Here is a 16,470-nt window from a genome sequence, read left to right as displayed (position 1 = left end):
AGTGCGGCAGCCCTGTGGACGGCGGGCCCGGTGCGGGGGCCCGCGCGGTGGCGGGGTCGGTGGCGGGCCACCAGGGAAGGGGCGGCCCACCAGAAAAGGGTCCGGCCTCGCGGCCGGACCCCCCTCACGGTTACCCCTCCCGTGCCGGTCTTCCCGATCCCCCCAGATCCCCTCCCGGAAGTCCCGACGCACCATACGACCCGCCACCACCGCCGGGGGTTGCACTCGGAGACGGACTTTTACGTTTCCGTTACCGGATGCCGCGCCGAGGTGCCGCCAAATCATCACAGAAGTAGCGTTTCAGGCATGAGCGAACCTTCATTCCAGGACGACGTGCTCCACGAGCTCGGCGACGACCGCCTGACCGAGATCGCCGGGCTGCTCGGCACGGACGCCGACGGCGCCCGCCAGACCGTCGCGGAAACGGTCGGCACCATGGCCGGCGGGCTGCAGGAGAAGGCCCGGGCGGACGACGCGGACGGCGCGGAGGTGCGCCAGGCCGTCGCCGAGGTGGCGCAGGCGGACCCGCCGCTCCAGGGCGTGGCCACGCTGGGCGGCGGCCTGGGCGGACTGCTGAGCGGCGGGATGATGGCCGGGGTGCTCGCCAAGGCGAGCCGGCCGGTGGCCAACGCCGTCTCGAAGAAGACCGGCATCCCCGCGCCCACCATCAGCCGGGTGATCGAACTGCTCATCCCGGTGGTGCTGGCGGTCTTCGCCAAGCGCGCCACGGCCGGCAAGGGCGCGGGCGGCTCCGCCGCGGGCGCGGCCCCGGGCGGCGCGGCGGCCCCCGGCGGCGCGGCCCCGGCGGGCGGCGGCCTCGGGGACCTGCTGGGCCAGATCCTCGGCGGCGGCAAGAAGTGACCGGGGCGCCCCGTACGGCGTAGGCCGTCCCTTCCGGTCCCGGACCGCCGGGACCGTCCCTTCCGGTCCCGGACCGCCGGGACCGTCCCTTCCGGCCCCGGACCGCCGGGGCCGGATCGCGCGCTATCCTCGGGCGCCATGGACACGCCCGAGGCAAGGCCCGAGCCCGCCCGCGGGCCGTCCCCCGTCCTCCTGCGCCACCCGGGGGCCGGCGACCTGGGCTGGATCGTGCAGCGGCACGGCGCCCTGTACGCCGCGGAGTACGGCTGGAACGCCGAGTTCGAGGGCCTGGTGGCCCGGATCGTCGCGGACTTCGCCGAGGACCACGACCCGTACCTGGAGCGCGTCTGGATCGCGGAGCTCGACGGCCGCCCGGTCGGCTCGGTGATGTGCGTGCGCGAGGACGGCGCCCCGGGCACCGCGCGGCTGCGGCTGCTCCTGGTCGATCCGGCCGGGCGCGGCCGCGGCATCGGGACCCTGCTGGTCGACGCCGTGGTCGCGTTCGCCCGCTCGGCCGGCTACCGCGAACTGGTGCTGTGGACCAACGACGTGCTGCTCGGGGCCCGCGCCCTCTACCTGCGCGCCGGCTTCACCCTGGTCGCCGAGCGCCCGCACCGCTCGTACGGGGCGGACCTCACGGGGCAGGACTGGCGGCTGCCGTTGCGGGAGGGCTCCCCGGGCTGACGCGCGGACGGGCCCGGCCGAACGAGGTCAGGGCCACCCCGCCGACCAGGAGCACCGCCGCCAGCCAGCGCGTGCCCGAGACGGACTCCCCCAGCACCAAGGCCGCCGAGGACATCCCGAAGACCGGGACCAGCAGGGAGAAGGGCGCCACCGAGGAGGCCGGGTAGCGGCGCAGCAGGTGGCCCCAGGCGCCGAAGCCGAAGACGGTCGACACCCAGGCGACGTAGCCGATGACGGCCGCCCCGGACCAGTCCAGGGCGCGCAGCGCCGCCAGGTCCCGCCCGGGTCCCTCCAGCAGCAGCGAGAGCGCGAACAGCGGCAGCACGGGGACCGTGCACACCCACACCATGAAGTTCAGCGCGTCGGGCGGCGCGGCCTTGCGGGTCAGTACGTTGGACACCCCCCAGCAGGCGGCGGCCGCGACGACCAGGGTGAAGCCGAGCACCGGCCCGGAGCTCCCGCCGTCCACCGCGGCCACGGCGATGCCGACGAGGGCCACCGCCATGCCGGCCGCCCGGACGGGCCCGGGCCGCTCGCGCAGCACGACGGCGGCGAGGGCGGCGGTGAAGACGGCCTGCACCTGGAGGACGAGCGAGGACAGCCCGGCCGGCATGCCGGCGGCCATGCCGGTGAACAGGAGGCCGAACTTGGCGATGCCCAGGGCCGCCCCGACGCCGAGGATCCACTTCCAGGCGACCTTGGGACGGCCGACGAAGAACACGGCGGGCAGGGCGGCGACGAGGAAGCGCAGGGCGGACAGGAGCAGCGGCGGGAAGTGGCCGAGCCCGATCTCGATGACGACGAAGTTGACGCCCCAGACGGCGGCGACGAGCACGGCGAGAGCGGTGTGTACGGGACGCATGCTCCGAGCATCGACGCCGGGACCATGTAGCACCAGCGCGGATTCCTTCCGAGATGGATGAAGCGTTGCTTACGCGTGGCGTGGCTGCCACCATGACCGCATGCTCGATCTCGCCCGACTGCGCGCCCTGTACGCCGTCTCCGTCCACGGTTCGGTCGCCGGTGCGGCCGCCGCCCTCGGCTACACCCCCTCGGCGGTCTCGCAACAGATCGCCAAACTGGAGCGGGAGACCCGCACCACCCTGCTGGAGCGGCGCGGGCGCGGGGTGGCGCTGACCGAGGAGGCCCGCCACCTGGCGGACACCGCTCGGGAGTTGCTGGCGATCGTGGAGCGCGCCGAGACGACCCTGGAGGAGCGCCGCGGGGAGCCCGGCGGGCTGCTGACGGTGGCGGCCTTCGCCTCGGCGGCGCGCGGGCTGCTGCCCGGGGTGCTGGCCGACCTCGCCCGGCGCCATCCCGCGCTGGACGTCCGGCTCACGGAGGTGGACCCGCACCTGTCGGTGGACCTGGTGGCCCGGGGCGTCACCGACCTGGCGGTGGCGCACGACTGGGACATCGCCCCGCTGCCGGCTCCCGAGGGCGTCGAGCAGGCGGTGATCGGCGACGATCCGTGCGACCTGGTGGTGCCGGCCGGACACCCCTTCACCGCCCGGCGGGCCGTCGTCCGGGCCGATCTGGTCGGGCAGCGCTGGGTGTGCCAGCCGCCGGGCCGGGTCTGCCACGACTGGCTGGTGCGGACCCTGCGGACGGCCGGACTGGAACCGGACATCGCGCACGTCGCGGAGGAGAACCACACGATCGTCGCCCTGGTCGCGGCCGGGCTCGGCGTCGCCGTCGTCCCCCGGCTGGGCACGGGCGCGCTGCCGCCGGGCGCCGTGGCCGTGCCGCTGGAGCCCGGACCCGTACGCCGGCTGTACGCGCTGTGGCGGACCGGGGCCGCCCGCCGGCCCGCGATCACCGAGGCCGTACGGACGCTCCAGGAGCACTGGACCCGTCCGGGGGAACCGCCGAGTGTCCGTCAGGTGCCGGGAGCGGCCCGGCAGTAGGGTCCGGCGCGTGCCGATCCACGCCTCCCGCCGGTCCCTGCTCGCCGCGGCCGCCCTGGCCGCCGCCACGGCCGCCGGGGCGGTCTCCGCCGCGGCGGGCGCCCGCCCGTTGCCCGACGACCCGCGCCCGCCCGGCCGGGACCCCGACGGGCCGCCGCACCGTGGCCCGGACCGGGCCCGGCTGCGCCGGATCGTGGAGGGGATGAGCCTGGCCGAGAAGGTCGGGCAGCTCTTCGTCTCCCGCGTGTACGGCCACTCGGCGACCGACCCCGACCGTGCCGACGCGGAGCAGAACCTGGCGCTGTTCGGGGTGCGCACCGCGGCCGAACTGGTCTCCCGCTACCACCTCGGCGGGATCGTCTACTTCGCGTGGGCGCACAACACCGGCGCCCCGCAGCAGATCGCGGAGCTCTCGGCCGGCCTCCAGCGGGCCGCCCTGGCCGGCGGAGCCCGGATCCCGCTGCTGCTCTCCACCGACCAGGAGCACGGCGCCGTCGCCCGGATCGGCAGGCCCGCCACCCTGCTGCCGGGGGCCATGGCGCTCGGGGCGTCCGGCTCCCCCGCGGACGCCCGCCGGTCCGCGCGGATCGCGGCCGCCGAGCTGGCCGCCCTGGGCATCCGGCAGGACTACGCGCCGGTGGCCGACGTCAACGTCGACCCGGCCAACCCGGTGATCGGCGTACGGTCCTTCGGCTCCGACCCGCGGGCGGTGGCGGCCCTGGTCGCGGCGCAGGTACGCGGCTACCAGAGCGCCGGGGTGGCCGCCACCGCCAAGCACTTCCCCGGCCACGGGGACACCGCGACCGACAGCCACGTCGGACTGCCGGTGATGCGGCACACCCGGGCCGTCTGGGAGGAGCTGGACGAGCCGCCGTTCCGGGCCGCCGTGGAGGCGGGCGTGGACGCGGTGATGACGGCGCACATCGTCTTCCCCGCCCTCGACCCCTCGGGCGATCCGGCGACGCTCTCCCGGCCGATCGTCACGGGCATCCTGCGCGAACGCCTCGGCTTCGGCGGGGTGGTGGTCACCGACGCCCTCGACATGGCCGGGGTCCGCCAGAAGTACGGCGACGGGCGGGTGCCGGTACTGGCCCTGCTCGCCGGCTGCGACCAGCTGCTGAACCCGCCGGACCTGGGGCTCGCGCACCGCAGCGTGTTGGCGGCCGTCGCCGCGGGCGAGCTCGCCGAGGCCCGGATCGAGGAGTCGGTGCTGCGCATCCTGGAGCTGAAGGCCCGGCGCGGGCTGTTCGACGCGCCCGGTACGACCGCCGCCCGGGCGGACGCGGTGGTGGGGACGGCGGAGCACCTGGCCGCGGCCGACGCCATCGCGGCCGGTACGACGACCCTGCTGGCCAACCCCGCCGGACTGCTGCCGATCGACCCGGCCACCGCCCCGCGGCTGCTGGTCACGGGGGCCGAACCGGCGTCACCCACCGGTACCACCGGCCCCCCCGCGGCCGTCCTGGCCCGGGAGCTGACCGCGCTGGGCTGCCGGGCGACCGCGGTGCCGGCGGCGGGCGCGGCGGCCGCGGCCCCCGGGCACGCGGCGGTGCTGGTGTGCACGTACAACGTCCCCGAGGGGGAGAGCCCGCAGCGCGCCCTGGTGGCGGAGCTCGTCGCGACGGGCGTCCCGGTGGTGGCGGTGGCGGTCCGCAACCCGTACGACACGGCCCGGCTGCCGGCGTGCGCGGCGGAGCTGGCGACGTATTCCTGGACGGACGTGGAGATGCGGGCGGCGGCCCGGGTGGTCACCGGCGCGGTGTCCCCCAGGGGCCGCCTGCCGGTCCCGGTCCCGGGCCGCTACCCGCGGGGCCACGGGCTCTCGTACTAGCCCGCGGCCCCGCGGGGTCGCGGGCTACGGCCGCAGCTGCGGCTCGCGCTCGACGTCGCGCTGGTCGAGCTGCGCGTCGGGCGCGGCCAGCGGCGCCGCCTTGGCCGCGTCGGCGAGGGCGGCGGCCGGGGCCACCCCGGCCCACTGGAGGATCTTCGCGGTGGCCAGGGCCCGCTCGCCGTCCTGGAGCTTGGCGACGTTGGCGCCGTGGTTGGCGCCCGGAGCGGTCATCACGTAGCTGTCGCGGACCCCGTACCCGAGGCGGAACGGCTCGGCGCCCCACGGGTCGTTCTGGCCGTACACGAACAGCATCTGGTTCGCGTGCGTGCGCACCCAGTTGTCCACGTCCGCCATGGCCCCCGGCTGGAAGGTCATCGGGATCGTGCGGGGCACGAAGTTGCGCGGCGGCTGGTAGCCGTAGCGGCTCAGGCCCTTGAGGTGCGGCTGCTTGATGTCGGGCGAACCGAGCTGGGTGCCCGCCTGGTAGTAGTACGGCGTGTACGTCTCCAGGCCCTGGTCGGTGTAGGCGGAGAAGCCGGAGATCGTGTCGATGCTGTCCCAGATCTCCTGGTCCGTCGCGGTCGCGGCGGCCGGGACGGTGGGGCAGTCGGCGAGCAGGCTGTACTGCCAGAAGGCCCACACGTAGTCGAGCACGACGGCCTCGTAGGCCTTGTCGAGGGTGCCGATCGTGCCGAAGGTCCAGCCGTTCTCCGCGGCGGCGGCCGCGTACTTGGCCTCCAGCGGCCCGCGGCGCACGAGCGCCTCGCGCTGCACGGCGTTCAGCCGGTCGCGGCACTCCTTGGTCCCGACCTTGGCGAAGAAGCGGTCGTAGGCCGCGTCCTCCTTGTTGACGACGTCGTTGGGCGCGACGTACGCGACGACGCCGTCCATGTCGCGCGGGTAGAAGCGCTCGTAGTACGTCGCCGTCATGCCGCCCTTGCTGCCGCCGGTGGACAGCCAGTTCTTCTTGTAGATCTTCTTCAGCGCGGCGAAGAGGCGGTGCTGGTCACTGGCGGCCTGCCAGATGTCCAGGTTGGCCCAGTTGGCCGGGTCGGGCCGGGACGGCGTGAAGAACCGGTACTCCAGCGAGACCTGGTTGCCGTCGACTATGGTCGTCGGCTCGCTGCGGCGCGGGCTGGTGTTGACGTTGTAGCCGGAGGTGAAGAAGACCGTCGGCCGCGACACGTCCTTGTGCAGCAGGGTCAGGCGCTGCGTGAAGGTGCCCTTCCACGGCTGCCGGTGGTCGACCGGCTGCTCGTAGTTCAGTACGAAGAAGCGGTAGCCGGGGTACGGCTTCTCCTCGATCAGGCTCATCCCGGGAATGCCGAGGATCTGGTCCTTGATGTCCGTGGCGGCCGCGGGCCCCGCGGCGGTGGCCGCGTGTGCCGTGGAGCCGGCCGCGCCCATGGTGCCGATCAGCACCACGAGCGACAGCAGCCATCCGAGCGTCTTGCGCATGCACCCTCCCCTTGCGTTCACTTCGGTCGCCGTGAACCTAGCCGGGCCAACGCGCCCGTGACCAGACCCCGTTGGGCCGCCGCCTCAGCACAGGATCCATCCGGAGTCGACCGATCCGGCTCCCACGCTCCCCTTTACATACACGCACCGGTTGATCGCGCCGACGGTGACGGGCCCGGCGTACCGGGTGAACAGCCCCGCATCGGTGACCGGCACTCCGCCGCGCGGCTGGATGCTGACGGCCATCCGGCGCCGCTCGCCGGGCACCCGGGCCACCGCCAGCGCGCAGGCCTGGGTGCGGCTCTTGTACACCCGCACCTCGCCCGTCGGGAACGGCAGCGTGCGCGCCAGCCGGCCCCCGCAGCCCTCGGACGCGGCCCGGGCCGCCGGCGCGGCGTACAGCCCGCCCGCGCACAGCCCGAGCGCCAGCGTGAACACCCCCGCCGCGACCGTCCCCCGGCCGCGCGCCCTCCACCACCGCATCACCCTGGCCCCCCTCAGCCGTACGTACCGCGCGTGTACGCACGTACGACGCGCGGACCCCGCGGAAGGTTGCAGCACCCACGGATCCGGGCGCGGCGGGACCCCGTACGGGTGCATCGGCGGCCCCGCGGGGGAGGGCGGGAGCGGCGGCCCCGCGGGGACCCTACGCTGGGTGGCCCGACGAACGCCCACCGTAGCCGTGAAAGGCCATCCACATGACGAACGACCTCCTCGACCGCAAGCTGGAGCGCGCCTTCGCCCACCTCGACGTCAACGGGGACCGGGTCATCGACGAGCACGACATCATCGGGCTGGGGTCGCGCCTGCTGTCGGCGCTCGACGAGCCGGCCGCCTCGCCCCGCGCGACGCTGGTGATGGGCGGGCTCGTCGACTTCTGGCAGGAGCTGTTCACGGAGCTGGACCTGGACCGGGACGGCAAGGTCACCCCGGAGGAGTACAAGCAGGGCATGACGCGCCTCTACCGGGGCGGCGGGGCGGCGTACGACCGCTCCTTCCGCCCGATGGTCAAGGCGATCCTGACGGTCGTGGACACCAACGGGGACGGCCGCATCAGCCCCGAGGAGTTCCACCGCGCCCAGCTGGCCTTCGACACGGAGCTGGGCCCGGCGGACGCGGACGCGCTGTTCGCGCGGATCGACCGGAACCACGACGGCTACCTGTCCGTCGACGAACTCCTCGACGCCGTCCGCGCGTACTACACGGGCGACGAGGAGGACGCTCCCGGCAACCTGCTGTTCGGCGAGCTCTGAGCGCGGGCGGGGCGGGCCGGGGCCCGCCGCCCCTACGCCGCGGCCGGTTCGTCCTCGCCGGCGAAGGTGCGCCACAGGTCGGCGTAGCGGCCGCCGCGGTTCAGCAGTTCGGTGTGGGTGCCGTCCTCCACCACCCGGCCGCGGTCCATGACCACGACCCGGTCGGCGCGGGCCGCGGTGGTCAGCCGGTGGGCCACCACCAGGGTCGTGCGCCGGCCCGCGAGCCGGTCGGTGGCCTGGTTGACCTGGGCCTCGGTGGCGAGGTCGAGCGCGGCGGTGGCCTCGTCGAGCAGCAGCACGTCCGGGTCGACCAGCTCGGCGCGGGCCAGCGCGATCAGCTGCCGCTGCCCGGCGGAGAGGTTGCGGCCGCGCTCGGCGACGGTGTGCAGGTAGCCGCCGTCGAGGGTGGCGATCATCGCGTGGGCGCCGACCGCGCGCGCCGCGGCCTCCACCTCGGCGTCGTCCGCCCCGGGCCGGCCGTAGGCGATCGCGTCGCGCACGGTCCCCTGGAAGAGGTACGGCTCCTGGGGCACGACGCCCAGGCGGTGCCGGTAGCCGGTCAGGTCGAGCTCCCGCAGGTCGGCGCCGTCCGCGGTGACCCGCCCGGAGGTCGGGTCGTAGAACCGGGCCACCATCTTGACCAGGGTGGACTTGCCGGCTCCGGTCTCGCCGACGAACGCGACGGTCTGCCCGGCGGGTATCCGCAGGCTGATTCCGGCCAGTGCCTCGCCCTTCTCCCCGCGCTCTTCGGCGGTGCCGTACTGGAAGCGGACGTCCTCGAAGGCGATCTCCCCGCGCAGTTCCGGGACCGGCCGGGGGTCGGCGGGCCGGGGGGTGCTGGTGGGTTCGCGCAGCAGCCCCTGGATGCGGCCGAGGGAGACGGTGGCCTGCTGGTATCCGTCGAAGACCTGGGAGAGCTGCTGGACCGGGGCGAAGAAGAGGTCGATGTACAGGAGGTACGCGACCAGGGCGCCGGTGGTGAGGGTGCCGGCCTCGACCCGGCCCGCGCCGACGATCAGCACGACGGCCGCGGCGCCCGAGGACAGCAGCTGCACGAAGGGGAAGTAGACGGATATCAGCCACTGCCCGCGGACCCGGGCCTGCCGGTACGCGTCGCTGTGCTCGGCGAAGCGGACGGCGCCGGAGCCCTCGCGGCGGAAGGCCTGGACGATGCGGAGGCCGGAGACGGACTCCTGGAGGTCGGCGTTGACCAGGCTGACCCGGTCGCGGGCGAGCTCGTAGGCGGCGACGGACTTGCGGCGGAAGAAGACCGTGCCGAGCACCAGCACGGGGAGGGTGGCGAAGACGATCAGCGCGAGCTCGACGTCGAGGACGAGCAGGGCGACCAGGATGCCGAGGAAGGTGAAGACGGAGACGACGGCGGTGACGAGCCCGGTCTGCAGGAAGCTGGACAGGGCGTCCACGTCGGTGGTCATCCGGGTCATGATCTTGCCGGTGAGCTCGCGCTCGTAGTAGTCGAGGCCGAGCCGCTGGAGCTGCGCGAAGATCTTGACCCGCAGGGCGTACAGCACGCGCTCGCCGGTGCGGCCCGTCATCCGGGTCTCCGCGAACTGCGCGGCCCACTGGGCGAGGACGATGACGAGGGCGAGGGCCGAGGCGGCCCAGACCGCGCCCAGGGCGGCCTTCTCCACGCCCTGGTCGATGCCGTGCCGGATCAGCACGGGCACGAGCAGTCCGGCGCCCGCGTCGACGGCGACCAGGCCGAGACTGACGGCGAGCGGCGCCCAGAACCCGCGGAGCAGCCGGCGCAGCCCGTAGCTCTCCTCGGCGCCCGCGGCCCGCCGCTCGTCCACGTCGGGCTCGTCGGTGGCGGGCGGCAGCGCGGCGACCTGGGCGAGCAGTTCGGGGGTGGCGGGCATCCCCGCCACGGCCCCGGCCATGGAGTGGCCGGCTCCGGGGGCGCCGGTCCCGGCGGCGGGCGCGGAGCCGCCCTCGGCGGCCTCGTCCCGGCGCCGCCACAGCTCGGGGGTGGTGGTGCCGGCGACGCGGCGCTTGGCGTTGACGGGCTCGGAGTCGATCTCGGCTTCGAGCTCGATGTCCCGTTCGATGTCGCGGTCGATCTCCCGCTCGAACGCGGCCATCGCCGACGCGTCGGGGGTGCGCGGCGAGCCGGCGCCGAGGGCGTCGGGGTCGGTGAGGAGGCGGCGGTAGAGCGCGGAGCGGCGCTCCAGCTCCTCGTGGGTGCCGAGGTCGGCCAGCCGGCCGCCGTCGAGCACGGCGATGCGGTCGGCCAGGGCGAGCGTGGAGCGGCGGTGGGCGATCAGCAGGGTGGTGCGGCCGGCCATGACGGCGCGCAGGGCCTCGTGGATCTCGTGCTCGACGCGGGCGTCGACGGCGGAGGTGGCGTCGTCGAGGAGCAGGAGGCGGGGGTCGGTGAGGATGGCCCGGGCCAGTGCGATGCGCTGGCGCTGGCCGCCGGAGAGGGTGAGCCCCTGTTCGCCGACCGTGGTGTCGTAGCCGTCGGGGAGCGCCTCGATGAAGCCCTCGGCCTGGGCGGCGCGGGCGGCGGCGCGGATCTGCTCCTCGCCGGCCTCGGGATGCCCGTAGGCGATGTTGGCCCGGATGGTGTCGGAGAAGAGGAAGGAGTCCTCGGGGACCAGGCCGATGGCGGACCGCAGCGAGGCGTACGTCAGCTCGCGGACGTCGTGCCCGCCGACCCGGACGGCGCCGCGGTCGGCGTCGTAGAAGCGGGGCAGCAGGAGCGAGACGGTGGACTTGCCGCTGCCGGAGGCGCCGACGAGCGCGACGGTCTCGCCTTCGGCGAGGGAGAGCGAGAACCCGTCGAGGACGGGCCGCTCGGGGTCGTAGCCGAAGGACACGTCGTCGAACTCGACGGTGGCGGGGACGTCGGCGGGGAGCGTGCCGGTCCCCTCCTCGATCACCGGCCGGGTGTCGATGAGCTCGAAGACCCGCTCGACGCCGGCGCGGGCCTGCTGGCCGATGGTGAGGACCATGGCGAGCATGCGGACGGGGCCGACGAGCTGGGCGAGGTAGGTGGAGAAGGCGACGAAGGTGCCGAGGGTGACCTGGCCGCGGGTGGCCATCCAGCCGCCGAGCGCCAGCATGGCGACCTGGGCGAGGGCCGGTACGGCCTGGAGGGCGGGGGTGTAGCGGGAGTTGAGCCGGATGGTCCGCATCCGGCCGGCGAACAGCCGGCGGCCGGCGGCGCGCAGCTTGCCCGTCTCCTGCTCCTCCTGGCCGAAGCCCTTGACGACGCGGACGCCGGTGACGGCCCCGTCGACGACGGAGGCGACGGCGGCGGCCTGGCCCTGCGCCCACCAGGTGGCGGGGAAGAGGCGCTTGCGGCTGCGCTTGGCGATGAACCAGAGGGCGGGGGCCATGAGCAGCGCGACGAGGGTCAGCAGCGGGGACAGCCACAGCATGATGCCGAGGGAGATCCCGAAGAGGAGGAAGTTCCCGATGGTCATCGGGAGCATGAAGAGCAGGCCCTGGATGAGCTGGAGGTCGGTGGTGGCCCGGCCGATGACCTGGCCGGTGGACAGCTCGTCCTGGCGGCGCCCGTCGAGGCGGGCGATGGCGCGGTACATGTCGGTGCGCAGGTCGTGCTGCACGTCGAGGGCGAGGCGGCCGCCGTAGTACCGGCGTATGTAGGTGAGCACGTACACGAGGAGGGCGGCGGCTATGAGCAGGCCGGCCCAGGGCGCCATGCTCTTGGTCTTGTCCCCGATGACGTCGTCGATGATGACCCGGGTGACGAGCGGGACGAGCGCCATGACGGCCATGCCCGCCAGCGAGGACCCGAGCGCGAGCAGCACGTTCGCCTTGTAGCGCCAGGTGTAGGCGGTGAGCCGCCTGCCCCAGCTCTGTTCCTCGCCCGCCGCCGTCTCTGCCGCCGCCACGTGGTGCCTCCCCGTTCGAACTGTCCTGCCGCCTCCCCCAACGCGCCGACCGGCGGATTTCATCCCGCCGCAACAATCGAACGGGTTTACGCGCTGCCGGGCGAGCCGGGGTGGGCCGTACGGGTCGGGACGGGCGCGGGGGACACATGGGGGCACCGGGGGGGCACCGGGGGGGCACCGGGGGCTGGCGCGGTGCGGGACCGGTGCGGGACCCGGCGATACTCGGCCCATGACGATCAAGGACACGGCCCCCGCCACCGACACCGACGCCGACACGGCGCCGTGGGCCCGCGGGGCACCGGCACCCGGGGCTGCCGCCGCGGCCTCGCCGGGCCTGAACGCCCCGGCGCACCCGGCGGACGGCGAGGCCCCGCCCGAGGAGGACCTCTTCCTGGCGGGCTGGTTCGCGCCGGCCTAGGCCGGCGGCCGGCTAGGGGGCGTCGAAGGCGTACTCCAGGACGTAGGCCGACGAATCGAGAACCATCTCGTTCACCTCGACCGGCGTCCCCTCGGCGGTGTAAGCGGTCCGGCAGACCAGCACGACCGGTGTCCCCGCGGCCAGCCCGAGCCGCGCGGTCTCCTCGGGGCCCGGCATCCGCGAACGGATCTCCTCCCGGAAGCGCCGCGGCCCGTGGCCCAGCTCGGCGAGGCGGGCGTAGATCCCGCCGGGCCCGCTGTCGGGCTCGGCGACGGCCGTACCGGCCACGAGGGCGGCGTCGAGGTAGGAGGTCGCGAGCATCACGGGCTTCCCGTCGAGCAGGTACCTCCGGCGGCGCACGACGACGGGGGCGCGGTCGGCCAGGCCGAGCGCGGCCGCGACGGCACCCGATGGTCGCTCCTCTGTGACGCTCAGAAACTCGACGACGGGAGCCCGGCCCTTCCCGTCCACGTCCCAGATGGCCCCTCCGGCGCCCCAGACCTCAACGGCCAACCGCTGGATTCCCCGCCGTCTGATGACGACCTGGTATTCCCGCACGAAGACCCCGGCACCCTTGCGCGCTTCCACCAGGCCCTGCGCCTGAAGCACGCCGAAGGCCTGACGTGCGGTCATCCGCGCCACGCCGTAACGGCTCATCAGGTCACTCTCGCCGGGCAGCCGTGCCCCCGGCCCGTATTCCCCGGACGCGATGGCGTCCTTGAGCTCGGCGGCGATGTGCTGGTACTTGGGCTGCCGTCCCACGGCGTCATTCGCCATGCGACCCCTCTCTGATCATCTCGGAACACCCTAGGGGCCCACCGAGCAGCTCCGGACCTTCTCGCTCAACACCCGTCGACATCGAACGTATCTAGACATCTAGGCGCGAGGCACCCGTCACACGTTTCACTAGGGCAGGCAGATGTCTAGATAAGTGAGGCTCACGTGGTAATGGCTCCAGCCGACGAGGTGTACTGGATCGTGCCGCGCGGCCCTCGCGCACCAGGTGGAGCCCGGGTGCTCCTCCGCGCCCAGCTCGCCGAGTGGCAGATCGAATCCGAAGCATGCGAGACCGCCGAGCTGCTCCTCTCGGAGCTGGTCACCAACGCGGTCCGGCACGCCCGGGCTCCGCACGGTCGCGACATCGGGGTCCGGTTGGCCCGCTACGGCGGTGTGCTCCGCGTGGAGGTGGCCGACGCGGGGCCCGTGGTCCCGCTCGCACCGCACCGGGCGGCGGAGGCGGACGAACGGGGACGCGGGCTCGCCATCGTGGAGGCCCTCTCGGTGCGATGGGGGTGGTCCCCCCGGGCCCACGGCATCGGCAAGGTGGTCTGGGCCGAGGTCGCGGCGCCCGGGAGCGGCCGGCGGGTCACGGGGTAGGCGCCGGCTTCACCACGGGAGCCTTCTCCAGCGGCTTGTTCTCACAGCCCAGCGCATCGGCCACCCGGCGGGTCATGAGGTAGGTGAGGGTCGTCTGCCGGTCCAGGGCTGCTTGGTCGACGTCCGACCGGCCGATGTTGACCGTGTAAGAGGCGTCCGCATAAAGCCATGCCGACTTCGACGCCTCCCCGAGCCCGCCGGGCATGTCGCACGGGACCCGCAGCCTCGTGACGGTGTCGTTGGTCGCACCGGCGACACCATTCATCTCGTACGCGACGCCCTTGGGCAGCGGCCGATCCACATCCTTCGAGGCGCGGGGGACCCACCCGAAGCCGAACGTCACGCGCTCGACGCCCGGACCCGGGCGATACGCGCACGCGTACGACGGCAGTGTCTCCTGCGCAGGCCCCATCTCCGCCAGTTCGCGGCCCAGATCTTTCGCGAAGCGGCTCGTATTGTTGCTGATCTGGGTCTCGAAGTCGTCTGCGCGCAGCACCTTCCGCAGAAGCGCCCCCTCTTCCGAGGAAGCTGCCGTCTCGCACAGGCTCGCGCTTTTCACCTCGGAGTCGCCGGCGCCGCAGGACGACAGCAACAGCACGCTGAGAACCGCAACCGTCGACCGCGCGAGAGCCTTGCGCACGTCAGCCGAGATGTGCACGGGCGGCATCCCGTCCGGTCGTGTACGCGGTCCCCGCAGTGTCCTTGGCGTGCACGAATGCGGGATCGCTCTGAACCTGCCGCTCCGCACCCCACGCGTCGAACAGCTTGTTGGTTCCGTCCATGCCCTTGCCGTAGTTGCCACTGGAGTCCTTCTTCCCCTGCTCCTCGGCCTCGTCCTTGACGCCCTCGACCCACTCGTACTTGACCGAGTCGATCAGCGAGCCTCCGACCGTGCCCACGACGGGGATCTCGCCGATGAGTCCGTTCGCGACGGCAGCCGTGTGCTCAGAGGTGCTCTCGGCCCACTTCACCTGATCGTCTCCCTTGTCCTTGTAGACGTCCCCCCCGATGCCGTTGAGGGCACCGGTGGCCGCACCGATGTCGTGGGCACGGTTGTCCCAGTCCGCGCTCACGCCGTGCATGGAGTCACCCTTGTACGGGGCGGCCGTCGCGAGCTGGTCCGCCGAGTACGCGCGCTCCGCCTCGTACAGCAGCGCGAAGGACGGGCCGTCGTCCGCGATGCCGCGCATGACGCGGACCAGGCTGCCCTGGCCCACCGCAAGGTGGGCTTGGTCGCCCGAGCCGTGGATGGACGGGCTGCCGCCGACGCCGCCGAGGTCGGATTCCTGGCCGCCCAGGATGAGGTGGGTGTCCCCCACGTAGTCCACCAGTGCCTTCGCCATCGGCTGGCGCAGGCCCTCCAGGTCCTTCGGGAACTCGTCGCCGCCCATTTCGTCGTCCAGGTAGCGGATGGCGTGGTGCATCACGCGGGCCTGGCCCTCGGTGTGGGGGCCGGGGGGGCCGAGTTTCTCGCCGTCCGTGTGGCCCGTCGCGGCCGCCTGGAGGGCGGCGCCGAGGCCGGGCGTCTTGTCGCCGTGCATCTCGATCGGCTGGCCGACGCCGGTGGAGATCCAGGGGTCCGGCATGTCCCGGTCGGTGAGCATGTACTTCAGGTGCTCGTTCTTGTTGCCGGGCGCCTCGGGGTCGAGGAAGTACGTCGCCGCGTCCGGGTCCTCGGCCATGATGCCCAGCAGGCCGTCCAGCGGGTCGGAGACCAGGTCGGGGCGCTGGGAGTCGTAGGCGTGGTCGTACATGTGCGGCTTGGACTTCTCGGCCTCGATCATGCCGTCGCCGAGGTCGTTCAGGAACTGCTTGCCGTAGCCGTCGCCGTGTCCCATGAGGGTGACCAGCGCCTGGTAGCCGTAGGTGGGCCGCAGGCCGTCCGCGACCAGTTCCCCGCCGTGTTCCTTCAGCCCGCTGACGAAGGGCTTGTACGCGTAGCCGTCCGGGTCCCGGGTGCCCGAGGCGATCGTCCCGGCGAGGCCGGTGCTGATCGATTCGTAGAGCTTCTTGTCCGCCGCCGACGCTCCGCGCTCGTTCGACGCCAGGTGCATCTGGTCCGCGAGCAGCAGGGTGTCCTTGGCGCCCAGCGCGTTCAGGTAGGCCTGGCCGAAGTGCTCGTCGCCGGAGTTCTGCTTCAGCAGGTCGTTGTAGTGGTCCAGCTCCTCCGGGGAGGCCTTGCCGTCGCGGATCCGGTGGGTGAGGGCGAGGGCCTCGACCGCCTCGACGTCGCCCACCGGCTTCGCGTTGAAGCCGAACATCGCGGTGCCGTCGGCGCCCGACGCGTTCAGCAGGGCGGTCTTGACGTCGGCGTCGAACTCCGTGACCGCCTTGACGGCGTCGCCGATGCGGCGCGTCCAGGAGCGTTCGACCTCCGGAAGGTCCGGGTCGTGGCGGATCGCCTTCGCGCTGGCGGGGTCGGCCTTGGAGAAGTCGTAGCTCGCGATGCCGGCGTCGGAAACCTTCATTCCGGCGGTCTCGGCGTCCGCCACGGCGGACTTCACCCGGCCCTTGAGGTCGGTGAACCGGGCATGGGCGTCGCGCAGCAGCGACTCCATGGCCAGGGCTTCCTTCTGCGCCGAGGCGAACTCGCTGCGGGTCATGGAGGAGTTGGTGGCGGCGGTGTTCGCACTGGAGCCCAGCCAGCCGTTGCCGGCGGAGACGCTCTGGACCTCGTCCTTGTAGACGTCCTCCATCGTCTTGAACTGCCCCGCCATGGACTTCCAGCCCTCGGCGGCGGTGGTGAGCGCGGAGAGGTCCGTGCTCATGATCTCGGCGTAGCTCGGCATGGCGTCCCTCC

The 16,470-nt window shown here is 73.6% G+C and carries 13 protein-coding genes and 1 pseudogene; 7 read left to right on the top strand and 7 right to left on the bottom strand.

What is annotated here, in order from left to right:
* Positions 1-306 precede the first annotated feature (306 nt).
* A complete protein-coding gene (locus CP968_RS21440; protein ID WP_150519542.1) occupies positions 307-861 on the top strand; it encodes a DUF937 domain-containing protein in 555 nt (184 codons plus the stop codon).
* Between the two features lie 180 nt (positions 862-1,041).
* Positions 1,042-1,545 (top strand): annotated as a pseudogene (locus CP968_RS21435) (GNAT family N-acetyltransferase); the annotation flags it as partial.
* Here the strand turns inward: CP968_RS21435 and CP968_RS21430 are convergent.
* Positions 1,496-2,407, bottom strand: a complete 912-nt coding sequence (locus CP968_RS21430) for an EamA family transporter (RefSeq protein ID WP_150519540.1) — start codon at positions 2,405-2,407, stop codon at positions 1,496-1,498. The pseudogene CP968_RS21435 and the gene CP968_RS21430 overlap by 50 nt on opposite strands.
* Positions 2,408-2,507: 100 nt before the next feature.
* Between CP968_RS21430 and CP968_RS21425 the strand changes: the two genes are divergently transcribed.
* On the top strand, positions 2,508-3,452 hold the full coding sequence (locus tag CP968_RS21425; protein WP_150519539.1) for a LysR family transcriptional regulator: 945 nt from the start codon (positions 2,508-2,510) through the stop codon (positions 3,450-3,452).
* 10 nt (positions 3,453-3,462) lie between these two features.
* Positions 3,463-5,283, top strand: coding sequence for a glycoside hydrolase family 3 protein (locus CP968_RS21420; protein WP_150519538.1), 1,821 nt, complete (start codon positions 3,463-3,465; stop codon positions 5,281-5,283).
* Positions 5,284-5,307: 24 nt separating this feature from the next.
* Here the strand turns inward: CP968_RS21420 and CP968_RS21415 are convergent, their stop codons facing one another.
* Together CP968_RS21415 and CP968_RS21410 are read right to left on the bottom strand one after the other, a co-directional pair.
* On the bottom strand, positions 5,308-6,741 hold the full coding sequence (locus CP968_RS21415; RefSeq protein ID WP_150519537.1) for an alpha/beta hydrolase family protein: 1,434 nt from the start codon (positions 6,739-6,741) through the stop codon (positions 5,308-5,310).
* 84 nt (positions 6,742-6,825) lie between these two features.
* Complete coding sequence (locus CP968_RS21410; protein WP_150519536.1) at positions 6,826-7,224, bottom strand: hypothetical protein; 399 nt, start codon at positions 7,222-7,224, stop codon at positions 6,826-6,828.
* A 215-nt stretch (positions 7,225-7,439) separates the two neighbouring features.
* Between CP968_RS21410 and CP968_RS21405 the strand changes: the two genes are divergently transcribed.
* Entirely contained in the window at positions 7,440-7,994 is a 555-nt protein-coding gene (locus tag CP968_RS21405) for an EF-hand domain-containing protein (protein WP_150519535.1), read from the top strand.
* 32 nt (positions 7,995-8,026) lie between these two features.
* Here the strand turns inward: CP968_RS21405 and CP968_RS21400 are convergent, their stop codons facing one another.
* Positions 8,027-11,875: an ABC transporter ATP-binding protein gene (locus CP968_RS21400; RefSeq protein ID WP_150519534.1), complete on the bottom strand. Its 3,849-nt coding sequence runs from the start codon at positions 11,873-11,875 to the stop codon at positions 8,027-8,029.
* 229 nt (positions 11,876-12,104) lie between these two features.
* On the opposite strand from CP968_RS21400, the gene CP968_RS21395 reads away from it, so the two are divergent.
* Positions 12,105-12,293 carry a hypothetical protein gene (locus CP968_RS21395; protein ID WP_150519533.1) on the top strand — a complete coding sequence of 63 codons (189 nt, stop codon included), beginning with the start codon at positions 12,105-12,107 and terminating at the stop codon, positions 12,291-12,293.
* A 12-nt stretch (positions 12,294-12,305) separates the two neighbouring features.
* On the opposite strand, the gene CP968_RS21390 is transcribed toward CP968_RS21395, so the two are convergent.
* On the bottom strand, positions 12,306-13,070 hold the full coding sequence (locus CP968_RS21390; RefSeq protein WP_150519532.1) for a GntR family transcriptional regulator: 765 nt from the start codon (positions 13,068-13,070) through the stop codon (positions 12,306-12,308).
* Between the two features lie 237 nt (positions 13,071-13,307).
* On the opposite strand from CP968_RS21390, the gene CP968_RS21385 reads away from it, so the two are divergent.
* Positions 13,308-13,670 carry an ATP-binding protein gene (locus CP968_RS21385; protein WP_244330579.1) on the top strand — a complete coding sequence of 121 codons (363 nt, stop codon included), beginning with the start codon at positions 13,308-13,310 and terminating at the stop codon, positions 13,668-13,670.
* Here the strand turns inward: CP968_RS21385 and CP968_RS21380 are convergent.
* Positions 13,660-14,328, bottom strand: coding sequence for a hypothetical protein (locus tag CP968_RS21380; RefSeq protein ID WP_150519530.1), 669 nt, complete (start codon positions 14,326-14,328; stop codon positions 13,660-13,662). The two genes, CP968_RS21385 and CP968_RS21380, sit on opposite strands and share 11 nt — an antisense overlap.
* The gene (locus tag CP968_RS21375; protein ID WP_150519529.1) at positions 14,312-16,459 is read right to left on the bottom strand and encodes a DUF6571 family protein; all 2,148 of its coding nucleotides are present in this window, start codon (positions 16,457-16,459) and stop codon (positions 14,312-14,314) included. The genes CP968_RS21380 and CP968_RS21375 overlap by 17 nt, the downstream gene beginning before the upstream one ends.
* Between the last annotated feature and the right edge of the window lie 11 nt (positions 16,460-16,470).

The organism is Streptomyces subrutilus (genome assembly GCF_008704535.1).
Lineage (GTDB): Bacteria > Actinomycetota > Actinomycetes > Streptomycetales > Streptomycetaceae > Streptomyces > Streptomyces subrutilus.
The sequence above is the reverse complement of the archived record's forward strand: the minus strand, read 5'-3'. Positions and strand labels throughout refer to the sequence as shown.

Bases quoted from the DNA above. Each gene is read 5' to 3' on its own strand.
- CP968_RS21440 (WP_150519542.1), top strand. From the start codon at position 307: ATGAGCGAACCTTCATTCCAGGACGACGTGCTCCACGAGCTCGGCGAC.
- CP968_RS21415 (WP_150519537.1), bottom strand. From the start codon at position 6,741: ATGCGCAAGACGCTCGGATGGCTGCTGTCGCTCGTGGTGCTGATCGGC.
- CP968_RS21395 (WP_150519533.1), top strand. From the start codon at position 12,105: ATGACGATCAAGGACACGGCCCCCGCCACCGACACCGACGCCGACACG.
- CP968_RS21430 (WP_150519540.1), bottom strand. From the start codon at position 2,407: ATGCGTCCCGTACACACCGCTCTCGCCGTGCTCGTCGCCGCCGTCTGG.
- CP968_RS21390 (WP_150519532.1), bottom strand. From the start codon at position 13,070: ATGGCGAATGACGCCGTGGGACGGCAGCCCAAGTACCAGCACATCGCC.
- CP968_RS21425 (WP_150519539.1), top strand. From the start codon at position 2,508: ATGCTCGATCTCGCCCGACTGCGCGCCCTGTACGCCGTCTCCGTCCAC.
- CP968_RS21375 (WP_150519529.1), bottom strand. From the start codon at position 16,459: ATGCCGAGCTACGCCGAGATCATGAGCACGGACCTCTCCGCGCTCACC.
- CP968_RS21405 (WP_150519535.1), top strand. From the start codon at position 7,440: ATGACGAACGACCTCCTCGACCGCAAGCTGGAGCGCGCCTTCGCCCAC.
- CP968_RS21410 (WP_150519536.1), bottom strand. From the start codon at position 7,224: ATGCGGTGGTGGAGGGCGCGCGGCCGGGGGACGGTCGCGGCGGGGGTG.